Origin of the sequence: Novosphingobium sp., assembly GCF_030696665.1 — a bacterium.
Lineage (GTDB): Bacteria > Pseudomonadota > Alphaproteobacteria > Sphingomonadales > Sphingomonadaceae > Novosphingobium.
Genome location: NZ_JAUYRV010000009.1, coordinates 58,028 through 74,270, shown reverse-complemented (window position 1 = coordinate 74,270; position 16,243 = coordinate 58,028). Strand labels below are relative to the sequence as shown.

General features: G+C 63.7%; 12 protein-coding genes. 7 read left to right on the top strand and 5 right to left on the bottom strand.

Annotated features, from left to right (window positions below):
• Window positions 1–43 precede the first annotated feature (43 nt).
• The 3 genes from Q8R81_RS01685 to ribB are packed head-to-tail and all read left to right on the top strand — an operon-like array spanning window position 44 to window position 3,072.
• Window positions 44–409, top strand: a complete 366-nt coding sequence (locus tag Q8R81_RS01685) for a DUF393 domain-containing protein (RefSeq protein WP_305615546.1) — start codon at window positions 44–46, stop codon at window positions 407–409.
• Complete coding sequence (locus Q8R81_RS01680) at window positions 406–1,749, top strand: AarF/ABC1/UbiB kinase family protein (protein ID WP_305615545.1); 1,344 nt, start codon at window positions 406–408, stop codon at window positions 1,747–1,749. Before Q8R81_RS01685 ends, Q8R81_RS01680 begins: the two co-directional genes overlap by 4 nt.
• A gap of 48 nt (window positions 1,750–1,797) precedes the next feature.
• A complete protein-coding gene (gene ribB, locus Q8R81_RS01675; protein WP_305615544.1) occupies window positions 1,798–3,072 on the top strand; it encodes a 3,4-dihydroxy-2-butanone-4-phosphate synthase in 1,275 nt (424 codons plus the stop codon).
• 13 nt (window positions 3,073–3,085) lie between these two features.
• On the opposite strand, the gene Q8R81_RS01670 is transcribed toward ribB, so the two are convergent.
• Together Q8R81_RS01670 and Q8R81_RS01665 are read right to left on the bottom strand one after the other, a co-directional pair.
• Window positions 3,086–3,937, bottom strand: coding sequence for a MaoC family dehydratase N-terminal domain-containing protein (locus Q8R81_RS01670; protein WP_305615543.1), 852 nt, complete (start codon window positions 3,935–3,937; stop codon window positions 3,086–3,088).
• Window positions 3,937–5,517, bottom strand: coding sequence for an acyl-CoA dehydrogenase family protein (locus tag Q8R81_RS01665; protein WP_305615541.1), 1,581 nt, complete (start codon window positions 5,515–5,517; stop codon window positions 3,937–3,939). Before Q8R81_RS01665 ends, Q8R81_RS01670 begins: the two co-directional genes overlap by 1 nt.
• A gap of 151 nt (window positions 5,518–5,668) precedes the next feature.
• On the opposite strand from Q8R81_RS01665, the gene Q8R81_RS01660 reads away from it, so the two are divergent.
• Window positions 5,669–8,650: a hypothetical protein gene (locus Q8R81_RS01660; protein WP_305615539.1), complete on the top strand. Its 2,982-nt coding sequence runs from the start codon at window positions 5,669–5,671 to the stop codon at window positions 8,648–8,650.
• A gap of 145 nt (window positions 8,651–8,795) precedes the next feature.
• Here the strand turns inward: Q8R81_RS01660 and Q8R81_RS01655 are convergent, their stop codons facing one another.
• Together Q8R81_RS01655 and Q8R81_RS01650 are read right to left on the bottom strand one after the other, a co-directional pair.
• On the bottom strand, window positions 8,796–9,659 hold the full coding sequence (locus Q8R81_RS01655; RefSeq protein WP_305615537.1) for a bifunctional 5,10-methylenetetrahydrofolate dehydrogenase/5,10-methenyltetrahydrofolate cyclohydrolase: 864 nt from the start codon (window positions 9,657–9,659) through the stop codon (window positions 8,796–8,798).
• Window positions 9,660–9,725: 66 nt separating this feature from the next.
• Complete coding sequence (locus Q8R81_RS01650; protein WP_305615535.1) at window positions 9,726–11,264, bottom strand: phosphomannomutase; 1,539 nt, start codon at window positions 11,262–11,264, stop codon at window positions 9,726–9,728.
• Window positions 11,265–11,529: 265 nt separating this feature from the next.
• Between Q8R81_RS01650 and Q8R81_RS01645 the strand changes: the two genes are divergently transcribed.
• From Q8R81_RS01645 to Q8R81_RS01635, 3 genes are read left to right on the top strand one after another with little or no spacing between them, the layout of a single operon-like run.
• Window positions 11,530–13,233, top strand: coding sequence for an ABC transporter transmembrane domain-containing protein (locus tag Q8R81_RS01645; protein ID WP_305615533.1), 1,704 nt, complete (start codon window positions 11,530–11,532; stop codon window positions 13,231–13,233).
• Between the two features lie 3 nt (window positions 13,234–13,236).
• On the top strand, window positions 13,237–14,394 hold the full coding sequence (locus Q8R81_RS01640) for an efflux RND transporter periplasmic adaptor subunit (RefSeq protein WP_371135283.1): 1,158 nt from the start codon (window positions 13,237–13,239) through the stop codon (window positions 14,392–14,394).
• On the top strand, window positions 14,391–15,827 hold the full coding sequence (locus Q8R81_RS01635; protein ID WP_305615531.1) for a TolC family protein: 1,437 nt from the start codon (window positions 14,391–14,393) through the stop codon (window positions 15,825–15,827). Before Q8R81_RS01640 ends, Q8R81_RS01635 begins: the two co-directional genes overlap by 4 nt.
• A gap of 3 nt (window positions 15,828–15,830) precedes the next feature.
• Here the strand turns inward: Q8R81_RS01635 and Q8R81_RS01630 are convergent, their stop codons facing one another.
• Window positions 15,831–16,172: a hypothetical protein gene (locus Q8R81_RS01630; RefSeq protein ID WP_305615529.1), complete on the bottom strand. Its 342-nt coding sequence runs from the start codon at window positions 16,170–16,172 to the stop codon at window positions 15,831–15,833.
• Window positions 16,173–16,243 lie beyond the last annotated feature (71 nt).

Below are 16,243 nucleotides of genomic sequence, written 5' to 3'. Positions count from 1 at the left end.
ATGTCAGGTCACGCTTTGCACAGATCGTCCCCATATGCTGGCCATGAGCGCGCCCGACCCTGCCCCGTTGCCTGTGACCGTGTGGTATGATGGCGCCTGCCCGCTGTGCCAGCGCGAAATTGCGTTGATGCGGCGGATCGGGGGCGAGGGACGCATTGATTTTCATGACGCCAGCAATCCCGCCACCGCTTGCCCGGTTGATCGCGCACAGGCACTGGCACGGTTCCATGTGCGCGAAGGGGACCGCCTGTTCACAGGGGCGGCGGCCTTTGCCGCGATGTGGCGCGCCATTCCGCGTTTGCGCTGGCTTGGCCGGATGGCTCGATGGCAGCCGTTCGCCTTGCTGCTCGAAGGGATGTACCGCGTGTTTTTGATTGTCCGCCCGCGTTTGCAAAGGCTGCTGAAATGAGCGATTCCCGCTATCGCAAGGTGCCTTCGGCGCGCCTTTCCCGGCTTGCCGCATTCGGCCAGCTGGCGGGCGGCGTGGCAGGCGGCGTGCTGGCCGAAGGCGCGCGGCGATTGGCGCGGGGTGAAGCGCCCAAGCTATCGGACCTGCTGCTGACACCGGGCAATGCCACGCGCGTGGCCGATCAGCTATCGCGCCTGCGCGGCGCGGCGATGAAGCTGGGGCAGATGATCTCGCTTGATGCCGGAGACGTGCTGCCGCGCGAATTGACCGAGATCCTTTCACGTCTGCGCGACAACGCGCACTTCATGCCGCCCGCGCAGCTTGAGCGCGTGCTGGCCGCCGAATGGGGCATGGGCTGGCGCAAGCAGTTCCGGTCCTTTCAGGCACAGCCCATCGCCGCTGCCTCCATCGGGCAGGTCCATCGCGCGGTCCTGCCCGATGGGCGCGTGCTGGCGATCAAGGTGCAGTATCCGGGCATCGCCAAGAGCATCGATGCAGACGTGGACAACGTGGCCAGCCTGCTGCGGATGACCGGCCTGATGCCCGCCACGCTCGACATCACGCCGCTGCTGGCAGAGGCCAAGCGCCAGTTGCACGAAGAGGCCGACTATGTGCGCGAGGCCGAGATGATGCGCCGCTATCACGCACTGCTGGCCGATGATCCCACGTTCCTTGTGCCCCAACCGCACGATCCGCTGTGCGGGCGCAATGTGCTGGCGATGGACTTTATCGATGCCCGCCCGATCGAACTGCTCGCCAGCGCCACGCAGGACGTGCGCGACCGCGCGATGGGGGCGCTGCTGGGTCTTGCCCTGCGCGAACTGTTCGGCTTCGGCTTCATGCAGACCGACCCGAACTTTGCCAATTTCCGCTGGCAACCGGAAGAACAGCGCATCGTTCTGCTCGATTTCGGCGCTGCGCGGCCGGTTCCGGCAGGCACGGCGCAGGCCTATCGCGGGCTGATGCGCGCGGGATTGGCTGAAGATCGTGATGCGTTGCGCGCGGCGCTGCTGGATGTCGGCTTTGTATCGCCCGCCCAGCTTGACCGCCACGGCCCGGCGATGGATCGCGCCATTGATGTGCTGATCGGCCACATCGGACGCCCCGGCCTGTTCGATTTTGCCGACCGTTCATTTGTGGAACGCGTGCGCGCCGAGGCCGAGGTGATCGCGGCAGACCGCGCCAGCTGGCACATTCCCCCGGTGGATACGCTGTTCGTGCAGCGCAAAGTCAGCGGCACCGCCCTGCTGGCAATCCGCATGAAGGCCCAGCTGCCCTTGCGCGAAATGGTAGCAGACGCCATCGGAGAGTCACTGCCAGCGCTTGTGCCAACATCATGATGTGATTCACGTTGACGCGCACCATCACGATGTGCGACAGGATTCGGCATGGCACAGGACATTGTAGCGCGCGCGCGCAAACTCATCGAAGCCCGCATCATTTCACGGGCAGCCCTTGCCCGCGCTGCCGGGCTTCATCCCAACACGCTGCGCGATGCGCTGCTGCCCGAATGGAACCCCACGGTGGACACGCTGAACAAGCTTGCCCGCGCGATGGACGATAGTGACGACGATGATTTCGCGCTCGCCTCGGTCGAAGAAATCATCGCCGAAGTGCGCAATGGCCGCATGGTCATTCTGGTGGACGACGAGGACCGCGAGAACGAAGGCGATCTGGTGATCCCCGCGCAGATGGCCACGCCGGAATCGATCAACTTCATGGCCACGCACGGACGCGGGCTGATCTGCCTGTGCCTGACCAGCGACCGTGCAGGCCAGCTTGGCCTTGAACTGATGAGCCGCAACAACGGCACGCGCCACGGCACGGCCTTCACCGTATCGATCGAAGCGCGCGATGGCGTGGACACGGGCATTTCCGCGGCTGACCGCGCGCGCACCGTGGCCGTGGCCGTCGATGCCAACAAGACCAAGGACGACATCGTCACTCCTGGCCACGTTTTCCCGCTGATCGCGCGCGATGGTGGCGTGCTGGTGCGGGCTGGCCATACAGAAGCCGCCGTCGATCTGCCGCGCCTTGCGGGCCTCAACCCATCGGGCGTGATCTGCGAGATCATGAACGACGATGGCACGATGGCGCGCCTGAACGATCTGATCCCGTTCGCCCGCAAGCACGGGCTGAAAATCGGCACGATCCGCGATCTCATCGCCTATCGCCGCCGCAACGATCACCTTGTCGAATGCGTGAACCAGGCCCCGTTCCACACCGATTACGGCGGCGAATGGACGATCAAAACCTATCGCAACAAGGTGGACAGCTCGGTCCATCTGGTGCTGCAGAAGGGGCCTGTTCTGGCCGATCAGCCCACGCTGGTGCGCATGCATTCAATCTCTGTCCTGTCGGACGTGCTGGGCCAGCCCGGCCCGCGCAAGCGCATTTTGCAACGCGCGATGTCTGCCATTGGCGAGGCGGGCGCGGGCGTGATCGTGCTGCTGATGCCCACCGAGACCGATCAGTTGATCCGCGAAGTGGGCGGCACCGCCGGGCATGACATGGAACTGCGCAGTTATGGCATCGGCGCGCAGATCCTTGCCGACCTTGGCATTCATGACATGGTGCTGCTCACCAATTCGCACCACAACCTCGTCGCGCTCGAAGGTTATGGCCTGAACATCGTGGGCGAGCTGGCGATTCCGGCGAACTGAGGCGAAGCGCAGGTCAAGCCGTCGCGCTGGCGGCCATGACCTGACGCCCATCTGCGGCGAAAGCGGCGAGACCGATTTCTGCGCCCTGCCCCCGCATGACAAGATGCAGCGCATCGCCGCAAATCGCCGGAGACAGCCCGCGAAAGGCAAAGGTCTGCAGCGCGTTATCTCCCAACGCCCGGCGCGCCAGATCGAGCAGCAGCGTCGCTGTCAGCGGCCCGTGGACAACCAGCCCCCGATAGCCCTCCACGCGTTGCGCATAGGGCAGATCGTAGTGGATACGGTGGCTGTTGAAGGTCAGCGCGGAAAAGCGGAACAGCAGCGGTTCGGCGGGCACGATCATGCGATGAGATGTCCACGGCGCGGGATCGAACATTTCATCGCCTGCCATCGGCGGCACGGGCGCAGAACCGGCGGGCGCGGCATCGCGGTAAACCACCGTCTGCACTTCACGCACGGACAACACGCCTTCGCACAACGTGTCATGCGTGATGTCGACGAACACCAGCAACCCGCTGCCCCCGCGTTTTTCGGTGATGGCGGAAATGGTCGACGTTCGCTCCACCGCCGCGCCAATGCGCAGGGGTTCCATAAACGCGACCTTGCTTGAGGCCCACATGCGGCGAGGCAAAGGCACCGGCGGCAGGAAGCTGTGCAGGCTGTCATCGCGCAGCGGGTGCCCATCTGCGCCCAGCGCCGCGGTGGGCGCATCGGGCAGACACAGACACCAATGCAACCCTTGCGGCACCGCCTCCCGCTCCGAAGCATCACGGTCCAGCGTGGCCAGCCAGCGTGTTACCAGCCCGGCATCCACCCGATCCGCGCGCCGCTCGGTGCGCCCGACCCACTGGTTCCAATCACCCATCAATTGCGCCCTTCCAGCAGCCCGCGTGCAATGACTTGCGCCTGAATTTCCGCTGCGCCCTCAAATATGTTGAGGATGCGCGCATCACACAGCACGCGGCTGATCTCGTATTCCAACGCATAGCCGTTTCCGCCGTGAATCTGCAGCGCGCAATCGGCGTTGGCCCATGCGGTGCGCGCGGCCAGCAGCTTGGCCATGCCCGCCTCTATGTCGCAGCGCTTGCCCAGATCCTTGGCGCGGGCGGCGGCATAGGTCAGCTCGCGCGACAGGACCATGTCCACCACGCTCATCGCCAATTTGTCGGCCACACGCGGGAAGTGGACGATAGCCTGACCGAACTGCTTGCGGCCCGTGGCATAGTCCAGCCCCAGCTCCAGCGCCCGGCGCGCCACGCCTACGGCGCGCGCGGCGGTCTGGATGCGCGCGCCTTCGAACGTGCGCATCAATTGCTTGAAGCCCTGCCCTTCCTCACCACCCAGCAGCGTATCGGCGGGTGCGCGCATGGCATCGAATTGCAGCGCATATTCGCGCATCCCGCGATAGCCCAGCACTTCGATCTCGCTGCCAGTCATGCCTTGCGCGGGGAACGGATCAGCCTCTGTCCCGCGGGGCTTGGGGACCAGCAGCATGGAAAGCCCGGCATAGCCCTTTGCATCGGGCAGCGTGCGCGCCAGCAGCGTCATCATGTCCGACCGCGCAGCGTGGGTGATCCACGTTTTCGCGCCATCAATCGCCCAGCCATCGTCATGTCGCCGCGCGCGGGTCTGCAGTGATCCAAGGTCGGACCCGGTATCAGGCTCGGTAAACACCGCCGTTGGCAGCACTTCACCGCTGGCGATGCGCGGCAACCACTGCGCCTTTTGCGCCTGCGTCCCGCCCAGCACGATCAGCTCGCCCGCAATCTCAGACCGGGTGCCCAATGACCCCGCACCGATCCACCCGCGCGAAAGCTCCTCGGTCACCACGCACATCACCAGTTTGCCAAGGCCCAGCCCGCCAAAGTCCTCGGGGATGCACACGCCGAAAGTGCCAAGGTCCGCCATCGCCTTCACCGTGGCATCCGGAATCAGGTCATTCGCCAGATGCCACTTGTGCGCATGGGGCAGGATTTCCGCATCGGTAAAGCGCCGGAACTGATCGCGGATCGTGTCGAGTTCCGCATCGCCCAGCCCATCAGACGGCCACTGCCCCGCCGCCAGCGCCCCGGCCACCCGCGCCCGGGTGTCGGCATGGTCGGCGTCCAGCAGTTCTGCACAAGCCGCAGCCAGCGCCCGCGCCTCTGCCCCTAGGCCAAGGTCTGCCGCGCGGAACAGTTCGTTCTGCGCCATCGGCAACCCGCCCACCAGTTGCGCCAGCGTTTCAGCAAAGGCCAGCGTCGCCACATCGGCATCCAGCCCAGATCCAGTGCGTGCCTGCCAATCGGCCAGAGCCTCCAGCGCCGCCACGCTCGTCGCCACCCAGGCAAAGCCGTGCGCGGCACGCTGGTGCGCGTCCATCCGCTGCCCTTCCAGCCGCGCCTTCAGCGCACCTTGCGCCGCCGCGCGATAGGCCCGCGCCGCCTCCAGTTCGTGTTCGAACATCCCGCAATTTCCAATCACCGTTGCACGGCTCTCAGGTATTTTGCGCAAGGGGCCGCCGTCAATGCGGGCGTCATGTCGTCTGGCCTCAGAACGGGGTGGCAAGACGGCGCTTTGCCGCTAAAGTTCGCGCAATACAGGGGTGGGGAATTCCATGACGGCGAATCTGGTGTTGGGTGAAAAGTTCACCGTGGAAACCGCACCCACCACAACGCGCGGATCGCCAAGCGTAACCCAGCTTGCCGGTGGCAACATCGTGATGGTGTTCCCCAGCGTCTCTGCCGCTGACGATGATCTCAATTCCGTTTCCGCGCAGATCTTCACGGCGGGCGGGATCAAGATTGGCGGGGAAATTCAGCTCAACACCACCGAAGCCGGGGTCGAGAATGTTCCGCTGATCAGCGCGCTGCCGGGCGGCGGCTTCATCGCGGCATGGACCAGCAGCGACCAGACGGGGCAAAGCACCGACGTGTTCGTGCGCGGACAGGCCTTCGATGCAGCAGGCAACAAAGTGGGCGGCGAACTGGCCTATACCACCACCACAGTCTTCACCGAATTCAACCGCGACATTGCCTTCCTGGCCGATGGCAAGCTGGTTGTCTCGTGGCTCGATACCGCCGCCAAGAAGATGCGCGCGCAAGTGTTCGATACCGATGGCGCGGCGGTTGGTGCCACTTTCGTCGTAGCCTCCGGTCTGCCGCTCAACGCGCAGGCAGAGATCGTTACCCGCGCCGATGGCAGCTTCGGCATCATTACGAACCACACCGACGGCCTGACCTACTTGCGCAATTGCAGCAGCGCGGGCGCAGCGCTGGGCGGGCATATCAGCCTTGGTGGTGACTATTCCGGCTGGACTTTCGAGGCTCTGCCCGATGGGGGCATGGTGGCAGTGGGGGTCATCGCGCTGAATGGGCGGCAGGACATCTATCTCCAGCGCTTCGCCAGCAACGGCGCGCAAGTGGGCGGACAGGTTCTGGTCAACGATCCGGACAATACCTACAACGAACTGCCCGATCTGGCGGTCTTTGCCGACGGATCATTCACGGTCGCCTGGCATCGGCCATCCTTCTACGTGAACGGTCAGGGCTTCATCATCAGCGAAGGCGATGGCGTTACCGTCCAGACCTTTGACGCAAGCGGCGCGAAAGTGGGCGGCCAGTCATGGCTTGATCGCACAGGGGGCCGGCAATACTTCGGCGTCGATATTGAGGCGCTGGCAGGCGGCGGGTTCTTCGCCGGGTGGTATGACCCGCGCTTCAATGCGCAAGATACCGACGTTACCGGCATCAGAGCGCGAATCTTCGGTCCGAACCACGCGCCGGAAATTACATCGGGTAATGGCGCCACGGCCACTTACACCGTGTTCGAAAACACCGCCGCCGTCACTACGGCCACGGCGAGCGACGGCGATGTTAATGCAAAGCTGGTCTGGTCGATCAGCGGCGGCGCGGATGCGGCATTCTTCACGATCAACGCCCAAACCGGCGCGCTGGCGTTCCGCAGCGCCCCGGATTTTGAGGGCACCGCCTTCCATGCCAACACTTACGCGGTGCAGATCGCAGTGTCCGATGGCTATGCCACCGATGTGCAAAGCGTGACGGTGAACGTGGCCGATATCTTTGAGGCCATCGTGTGGACGGGAACGTCGGGCGCAGACACGATCAGCGGATCGGACTTTGCCGACAGCTTCACCGGACTGGGCGGAAACGATCACATCACGGCGCTGGGCGGCGATGATGTTATCGATGGCGGCACCGGCGCGGATACGATGATCGGCGGCAGTGGCAATGACCGCTACTATGTCGACAATGCGGGCGATATGGTGGTCGAAGAACCGGCTGCCGGGACGGCCGATGAAGTCATCACTACGGTGAGTTATACGCTCGCCGCCAATGTTGAACGGCTCACACTTGGCGGATCGGCTGGGCTGGTGGTCAGCGGGAATGCGCAGGATAACCTGATCACCGGCAATCGCGGGGCCAACACCATGTTCGGCATGGATGGCAACGACCAAATCTATTCGGGCGCCGGAAACGACGTTGTCGATGGCGGCGCAGGCCATGATTTTCTGGGCGGCGATGCTGGCAACGATACCCTTATCGGCGGCGACGGCAACGACCAGTTGGTCGGCCATGCGAACAACGACACGCTTTCGGGCGGCGCGGGCAACGACTTGCTCGATGGCGGCACGGGCATCGATGCGATGACCGGCGGCACTGGCGATGACTGGTACTGGGTCGACAATGTGTCCGATACCGTGACCGAGCAGGCCGATGAAGGCGAGGATCTGGTTCTGGCCAGTGTCAGCACGGTCCTTTCAGCCAATGTTGAAATGCTGACCCTGCTGGGCACGAGCGGACTTGCAGGCACCGGCAACACACTTGCCAACACCATTTATGGCAATGACGGATCAAACGTGCTGTCCGGGCTTGGCGAGAATGACCGGTTGTTCGGGCTTTCGGGTAACGATACGCTTGATGGCGGGATTGGCGATGATGCGCTGGATGGCGGTGCGGGCAATGACCTGTTCGTGATAGACAGCCTGGGCGATGTGGTGATCGAACTGGAAGGTCAGGGCACCGACACCATTCGCACAAGCATCAGCCTTGGCGCGCTGGCGGACAATGTCGAAAACCTGATCCTTGCTGGCACTGCAGACCTCTTTGGCACCGGCAATGCGCTTGCCAATGCGCTGACGGGGAACAACGGCGCAAATGTGCTTTCCGGTCTTGATGGCAAGGATGTGCTGATCGGCGGCGCGGGCAATGATCGCCTGTTGGGCGGGGCGGAAGCCGACAAGCTGACCGGCGGAACCGGCGCTGATGCGTTCGTGTTCGATACGCTGGGCACCACGACCGATCGCGATACCATCACCGATTTCGCCAGCGGCATGGACCGGATAGAACTCACCCGCGCCGCGTTCACGGCCTTTGCGGTTGATCCTGCGGGCCAGATTTCCGCATCGGCCTTCCACATCGGCACGGCAGCGGCCAGTGCCGATCATCACCTGATCTACAACCCGGCCAACGGCGCGCTGCTTTATGATGCTGATGGCAAGGGCGGCGCAGCGCAAATCCAGATCGCCACGCTCACCGGATTGCCCGCGCTGGCGGCAACCGACCTCTGGCTGATCTGAACTTCACGGATTCCGAACAAAAAAAGGGGGACCGGCTTGCGCTGGCCCCCTTGGAAAGTTTGGGAGAGGATGCCTGAAAGGCAGGTTCTTTATCCATTGTGACACCGGTTTCCGCAAGTGCGATCCACGCTATCGCAATTGCATTTCACGCAACTGCTGATCGCTTTGCCGCCAGCACGGTATTGCTCAGCAGGCAGGCAATGGTCATCGGACCCACCCCGCCCGGCACCGGCGTGACCGCCTTGGCATGGTCAAGCTCATGCGTGGCGCAATCGCCCACGATGCGGGTCTTGCCGTCAAAGTCAGTCACGCGGCTGATGCCCACGTCGATCACCACCGCGCCCGGCTTTACCCAATATCCGCGCACCAGATGCGGCGCGCCCGCAGCGGCCACGATCACATCGGCCTTGCGCGCCACATCGGGCAGATCGCGCGTTTCAATGTGCGTGACGGTCACCGTCGCTTCCCGTTCCAGCAGCAGCATCGAAACCGGCTTGCCCACGATGTTCGACTTGCCGATCACCACCACGTTCAGTCCGCGATAATCCTCGATCACGCTGTCCAGCAGCAGCATCACCCCCAGCGGCGTGCAGGGCACCAGCCCGCCCGTGCCGGTGGAAAGCCGCCCGACATTGACCGGGTGGAAGCCATCCACGTCCTTGCCCGGATCGATCCGGTCCAGCACCAGCGCGGCGTCGATGTGCTTTGGCAGCGGCAACTGCACCAGAATGCCGTGGACGCCCGCATCGGCATTGAGCGTGTCAATCAGCGCCAGCACATCGCCCTCCGGCGTATCGGCGGGCAGGCGATGTTCGATGGAACTGATGCCCGCCTTGCGACACTGCGCAATCTTGCGGCCCACATAGACCTCGCTCGCCGGATCGTTGCCGACGAGAATCACCGCCAGCCCCGGCGCAGGTGCGCCCGCTGCAACCATCTCCGCCACATCCGCAGCGGTACGCGCCAGCACTTGCGCGGCCAGCGCCTTGCCATCGATAATCTGGGCCATTGCCTTACCTCACCCTCTCAGTTGAGGATATTGTATGTGTTGCATACAAATTTGGCAACCAGCCTTTTAGACCCTGACCGCTTCGGGCACCACATCGGCCACCACGTGCGAAAGCGCCCGCGCATTGAGGTCGCGTGCTTTGGCCTCGCTTTCCGCCTCGGTATAGCAGCGCAGTTCGGGCGCATTGCCAGAAGGGCGGAAGTGGATCACCGCGCCATCGGCAAAGCTCATGCGATAACCGTCGGTCGTGTCGATCCCGGTCGGCAGACCCGCAATCTCGCCAAACAGCCGCGCGATCCGAGCCAGTTGCTCGTCCTGCGCCCCGCTTGAAAGCAGCGCAATCAATGCCGCGCTGTGCGCCTGCGGAAAATCGGCCACGCGGTCGCTGAAGGTAAAGCGCGGCGGCAGTTCCGCCACCACATCGGCAATCGGACGCTCCCGCGCCGCCTGCACCACCGCCACGATCGGCAAGAAAGCATCGCGCGTCGGCAAGGCCGCCAGATCGCCCACGTCCGTGCCCAGCAGGAACCCGCCATTCGCTTCATACCCGCAGACGCAGGCCGCCGGATCAGCCTTGGCCGCATCCATCATCGCCGCAATCACATAGGGCGATCCGATGCGCGTGCGCACCACCTTGGGCACCGCCCCGCTCAATTCCAGCACGGTGTTTGAACTGACCGGCGTTACCGCCACATCCGCGCCAACCGACCGCGCACACAGCAGACCCACCACATCGCCGCGCAGCCACACCCCTTGCGCGTCAGAAACCAGGGGCCGGTCAGAATCGCCATCGGTGGAAATGATCGCATCGACTTTGTTCGCCGCTGCCCATTCCGCCGCCAGCGCGATGTCCTCAGCCCGGATCGCCTCGGTATCCACCGGCACGAACACCGTTTCACGCCCGAAAGGCACCGCCTTTGCGCCCAGTGCCTCCACCGCCTGCACCAGCACATCGCGGCCCACCGCCGTGTGCTGATAGACCCCGATGGTCAGCCCGGACAGCGCGTCTGCGCCAAAGTGCCGCACATAGCGTTCGATATAGGCGGGCACCACGTCCACCACTTCGGGCAGTGCAACCGGCGCTAACAGGCTGTCATCATTGCCGAACTGCGCCGGATCAATCGCCACCCGCTGCGACACGATCCCCGCCTCGTCGCTCTTCAGCACTTCGCCATGCGGGCGATAGAACTTGATGCCGTTGCGGTCCGCCGGAATGTGGCTGCCCGTAACCATGATCGAGGGCATTGCCTTGCCCCCCCCCTTTCCAGACATCGCGTAAAGCGCCAACGCAGGCGTCGGCACCATGCCGCAATAGACCACCTCACCCCCGCAATCGCGCACCGCCGTGGCGCAGGCGGCGATGATGCGCGGGGTGCTTTCGCGCAAATCCCCGGCAATCGCCACGCGCCCGCCATCGGCAAATTCGCCGATCTGCCGCAGATATTGCAAAAACGCCGTGGCATAGGCGTGGCACAATTTATCCTTCATCGCGCTGGCAAGGCCGCGCACGCCGCTGGTGCCAAAGGGCACGCCGCTGGTGGCCATCAGTTCGGACACCGTCACGCCTATCTGCTGAAGTCCGGCCTGCTGAAGATCATCATGCATTTCAGATAGTTCCAATCAACCTGTTGCGCTTCGGCTGCGCCCACGCCTGTTCGCACTTGCCAAAAGTTGAACGCAGACGCCACCCGAATAGAACGCGCAATCCCTCGTGATGCTCCCGATAGCATCCAAAACGCATGCTTTTGCAACTATACTGGACGGCCCACCCTTTGCGCTTCAGCAAAAAAAGTTCACAAACGGTTGCCACAAAGACACTGAACGCCCCCCATTTATGCTGCAACTGCGAAAAACGGAATTACGATAAACGATGGCTTCTCCCAATGCCGCTTCTAATGGACCACAGGGCCATAACGCCCCGCGATTTCGCGATTTTCTGCGCTGGGCAAAGCAGGTGCTTGGGCCGGATGCGGGCTTCGTGCGGCTGGCACTGCTCTATGGCGTGGCCATATCGCTGCTTTCGTTGGCCACGCCGATTTCGGTGCAGTTGCTCATCAATTCGGTCGCCAATACGGCACTGCCCGCCCCGCTGCTGACTCTGGCGGCGATCCTGCTGTCGCTGCTGCTGCTGTCGGGCGTGCTGATGGCCTTCCGCGTCCAGCTGCTCGCCATGTTCGAACGCCGCTTCTTTGCCCGGCTGGTGGGAGAGATCACGCTGCGTGCCGTCCACGCGCAGAACCCGTTCTTCGTCGATTCGCGGCGCGGTGATCTGTTCAACCGCTTCTTTGACATGGGCCTGGTCCAGAAATCGCTCACTAGCCTGCTGATCGGCGGCTTCACTATCGTGCTGCAAAGCATCGTCGGCCTTGTCGTGACCAGCTTTTACCACCCGTTCTTCCTCGCCTTCAATCTGGTGCTGGTGCTCACCGTGCTGCTGATCTGGCGGGTCTGGGCCAATGCCTCCATCGCCACCGCCGTGGTCAAAAGCCACGCCAAGCACGCAACGGCCCATTGGCTGGGCACGGTCGGCAATTCCAACGGTATCTACAAATCCAGCCGCCACATGACCTATGCGATCGAACGGTCCGAAGGCGTGACCGCCCGCTATGTTGCCGCGCATCGCCGTCACTTCCGCGCAACCTTCGGGCAGACCATCGCGCTGCTGCTGCTCTATGCCTTTGCCAGCGCGGGTCTTTTGGCGATGGGTGGCTGGCTGATCCTGCAGGGCGAACTGTCCATCGGACAACTCGTTGCCGCAGAACTGATCCTTTCCAGCGTGTTCTATGGCATTGCCCAACTCGGGCACTATCTCGAAGTATTCTACGATCTATCGGCCAGCCTTGAAGAACTGCACCTGTTCTGGGAAATCCCGCAGGAAGCGCCGGTAGAGACCGACAACCCCTGCCCGCCCGATGGCGCAATCCGCCTGCGCGATGTGCACCACGCCGGGCACCGCTTCGATTTTGCCGTGCCCGCAGGCGCGCAAGTGGGGGTATTGGCCGCGCCCGGCGTCGAACGCTGCCTTGCCACCCTGCTGAAACGGTTGGATGTGCCGCAAAGCGGCTTCGTTTCGGTCGGCGGGGCAGACCTTGGCACATTCGATATGTACCGCCTGCGCTCAGACGTGATCGTGCTGGACCGGCCCACCATCGTGGAAATGTCCGTGCGCGAATATCTCGGCCTCAGCGCGCCGGGCCGCCCCGAAGCAATGATCGAAGCGCTGGAACTGGTCGGGCTGGACCGGCGCATCGGTTCGCTGGATGGCGGGCTTGATGCCATTCTGTCCGGTTCGGGCTGGCCGCTTTCGGTGGGTGAAACGATGGCGTTGAAGCTGGCAGGCGCGGTCCTCGCCCGTCCGCGCGTGCTGATGCTGTCCCCGCTTTATGACATGATCCCGCCCGCCCGGCTTGATCGCGTGCTGGGCGCGCTGCGCGAACACGGCACCACGGTGCTGCAATTTACCGAACGTCCCGATGGCTTGCATCGCGATTCCTGGTTGTGGATCGGCAAGGAAGCGCAGCACGCCTCCACCGAACTCACCGAAATCCTGCCGCATACCAAGGGGGAGCGTTGAGCAATGGCCTCGGGTAACAAGACGCTCGCCAACCGCGCCGGACACCACGATCTTGGCGAATTCCACACTTTCACCACGCTGAAAGTGCCGCGTGCCACGCGCGCGCTGGGGCGGATGATCGCGGTCAGCATCCCGCTGCTGCTGGTGCTGCTGTTCTTCGTCAACTGGGTGCAGACCGCGCCTGGCCGGGGTGAGGTTATCGCGCTCAACCCTGAAGACCGCGTGCAGCAGGTCACCGCGCTTGTGCCGGGCCGCGTGGAAAAGTGGTACGTGGTCGATGGGCAGCAGGTGAAGAAAGGCGATCCGATCGCCCGCATCATCGATAATGACCCCGATCTGCTGGTCCGCCTTGGCGCAGAGCGGGAACAGGTCATCGCACAGATTGCCGCCGCCGATCAGGCGATGGCCACCGCACGTCTGGACGTGAACCGCTATTCGCAACTCTATGCCGAAGGCCTTGCCGCACGGCGCGATTTTGAAGGCGCGCAGATCAAGGTCGCCGAACTCAACGCCAAGCTGGCCGAAACCCGCGCCAAGCTCAGCAAGGTAGACATTGCGCTGGGCCGCCAGTCGGCACAGTTGGTGCGCGCCCCGCACGATGGCCGCATCCAGTCGCTCAACACCGCCGCCGGGGCCACGCTGGTCAGCGCCGGGGACATGCTGGCAACGCTTGCGCCCGATAACGCCCAGCGCGTGGTCGAACTGCTGCTCGATGGCCGCGATGTGGCGCTGGTGCGCAAGGGGCAGCCCGTGCGCCTGCACTTCGAAGGCTGGCCCGCCATCCAGTTCAGCGGCTGGCCATCGGTGGCACAGGGCATGTTCGATGGCCGCGTGCTGACCATCGATCCTTCGGCGCAGACCAGCGGGCTGTTCCGCGTGCTGGTGGAACCGATGCCCGGAAAGCCCGGCTGGCCGGATCAGAACTACATCCGCCTCGGCTCCAAAGTGCGCGGCTGGGTCCAGATGGAAACCGTCACCATCGGTTATGAACTGTGGCGCCAGCTCAATGATTTCCCGCTCGAATTCCCGACCCCAATCGATCCCGGCCCGCGCAAGGGCACAGCCGCCAAGGCCCTGTCCGACAAAGCGGCAGGCAAGTCCAAGGGTGGCAAATCGGGCGGTTACGACAGCGAATACGGCGGGAGCGAGGACGAGAAATGATCCGCTCTTTGCCCCAAGGGGCGATGCTGGCGCTGACCCTCGTGCTGGCAGGTGCGCCCGCGCACTTGGCGGCGCAAGAAAGGCCGGCTGCAACCGCGCCCGCCGCGCGTGAATTGACGCTGGCCGATGTCCTCGAATCCTCGGCCACTCATGCACCGCAGATCCTTGAGGCGATGGCGCGCCAGCGACAGGCCGATGCCCGCGCGCTGACGGTCGAAGGCCAGTTCGACCTTGTGTTCAACGCCGAAGCCAACGCCCGCCCGCTGGGGTACTACGACGGCTCCAGCGCCGAGGTTTCGGCCTATCGCCCGTTCCAGAACAATGGTGGGCAGGTCTATGGTGGCTATCGCATCTCGACTGGCAGCTTCGCCAGCTATGACGGCAAACAGATCACCAACCAACTGGGTGAACTCAAGGCCGGTGCAGTGTTCTCGCTGTTGCGGGACCGCCTGATTGATGAGCGTCGCGGGCGGCGGGAGATTGCGCAGGCCGATATCGAACTGGCCGATCTTGACCGCGATCTTGTTGCCATCGGTGTGCAGCGCCGCGCGATTGAGGCCTATCAGCTTTGGGTAGCGGCAGGCCTGCGCTTGCGGATCTACCGCGAACTGTTCGAACTGGCCGAAGCACGGCAGGATTCGATCGAGAAGCAGATCACGCTGGGCGCGCGCCCGGCCATTCTCAGCGTTGAAAATCAACAGAACATCATGCGCCGCAAATCGTTGATGGTGCAGTGGGAACAGAACCTCCAGTTGCAGGCCAATGCGCTGTCCCTGTTTTTGCGCGATGGTCTGGGCCAACCCATCGTCCCATCGGCAGAGCGCCTGCCGGTGCGACTGGTGGATGGGGTATCGCCGCGACTGATGGATCAGAACAGCGCGATTTCCGCACGACCCGATTTGCAGGCGCTGGTCACCCGCATAGAACAGGCCGGAATCCGTGCCCGCCTGGCCGAGAACGAATTGAAGCCCCGGCTTGATGTGCGGGCCGAAGCGTCCAAGGATTTCGGCCCCGGATCGCCGGTACGCCGCCCTTTGGAAGGTGCAGTGGGTGTGCGCTTTTCAGTCCCGTTGGAACAGCGCGCCGCCAAAGGGCGCATTGCCGAAGTGGCGGCAGAGCAGGATGCGCTAGCCGTTCGGCTGCGCTTTCTGGAAGAGCAGATCGGCGTGGAAATCGCCAATTTGCGCACGCAAGTTTCCGGCGCGGAAAAGCTGGCAGGCCTTGCCACCGCCGAAGCTGCCCTTGCCCGCCGCATGGCCGAGGCGGAACGTCGGCGCTTCACGTTGGGAGCAAGCGACTTCCTGCTCGTCAACCTGCGCGAGGAATCGCTGGCCGACGCCACCGTCCGTGAAATCGACGCGAACTATCGCCATGCCGCCGCGCAAGCCGAACTGGTGGCCGCGCTGGCAGACCGCGATCAGTTGAGGCTGTAAGGTTCAGCGCTGCTTCTTGGCGATGGTGGCGGTAAAATCGGGGTCTTTGTTGGCCACCCAATCCACGAACTTGCGCACGGCGGGGTTGGCCAGCAGCCCTTCCACGTCCATGCCATAGCGCTGCAGTTCGGCGTTGGTGAAGTTCACCGTCAGGGTCTGCTGGCAGATGCCGTGCATCGGAACCACATCGCGCCCGCCCCGGCTTTTCGGCACGGGATGGTGCCACACGATGGTCGATCCGGTGGGCCGCCCGCACAGCCAGCAGGGGACAACCTGGACCGGAGCCTCGTCATCGATCTCGGGAGTGTCGTCAAAACGACCGTGTTTGGGGTGCTTGCGGGCCATGCACGCGCCTTATAGCAACTGGGCGGGGGCGCAACTGCAAGGGCGTTTCTGAACAGCACCTAGATGCACCT

Bases quoted from the DNA above. Each gene is read 5' to 3' on its own strand.
- Q8R81_RS01685 (WP_305615546.1), top strand. From the start codon at position 44: ATGAGCGCGCCCGACCCTGCCCCGTTGCCTGTGACCGTGTGGTATGAT.
- Q8R81_RS01680 (WP_305615545.1), top strand. From the start codon at position 406: ATGAGCGATTCCCGCTATCGCAAGGTGCCTTCGGCGCGCCTTTCCCGG.
- ribB (WP_305615544.1), top strand. From the start codon at position 1,798: ATGGCACAGGACATTGTAGCGCGCGCGCGCAAACTCATCGAAGCCCGC.
- Q8R81_RS01670 (WP_305615543.1), bottom strand. From the start codon at position 3,937: ATGGGTGATTGGAACCAGTGGGTCGGGCGCACCGAGCGGCGCGCGGAT.
- Q8R81_RS01665 (WP_305615541.1), bottom strand. From the start codon at position 5,517: ATGTTCGAACACGAACTGGAGGCGGCGCGGGCCTATCGCGCGGCGGCG.
- Q8R81_RS01660 (WP_305615539.1), top strand. From the start codon at position 5,669: ATGACGGCGAATCTGGTGTTGGGTGAAAAGTTCACCGTGGAAACCGCA.
- Q8R81_RS01655 (WP_305615537.1), bottom strand. From the start codon at position 9,659: ATGGCCCAGATTATCGATGGCAAGGCGCTGGCCGCGCAAGTGCTGGCG.
- Q8R81_RS01650 (WP_305615535.1), bottom strand. From the start codon at position 11,264: ATGCATGATGATCTTCAGCAGGCCGGACTTCAGCAGATAGGCGTGACG.
- Q8R81_RS01645 (WP_305615533.1), top strand. From the start codon at position 11,530: ATGGCTTCTCCCAATGCCGCTTCTAATGGACCACAGGGCCATAACGCC.
- Q8R81_RS01640 (WP_371135283.1), top strand. From the start codon at position 13,237: ATGGCCTCGGGTAACAAGACGCTCGCCAACCGCGCCGGACACCACGAT.
- Q8R81_RS01635 (WP_305615531.1), top strand. From the start codon at position 14,391: ATGATCCGCTCTTTGCCCCAAGGGGCGATGCTGGCGCTGACCCTCGTG.
- Q8R81_RS01630 (WP_305615529.1), bottom strand. From the start codon at position 16,172: ATGGCCCGCAAGCACCCCAAACACGGTCGTTTTGACGACACTCCCGAG.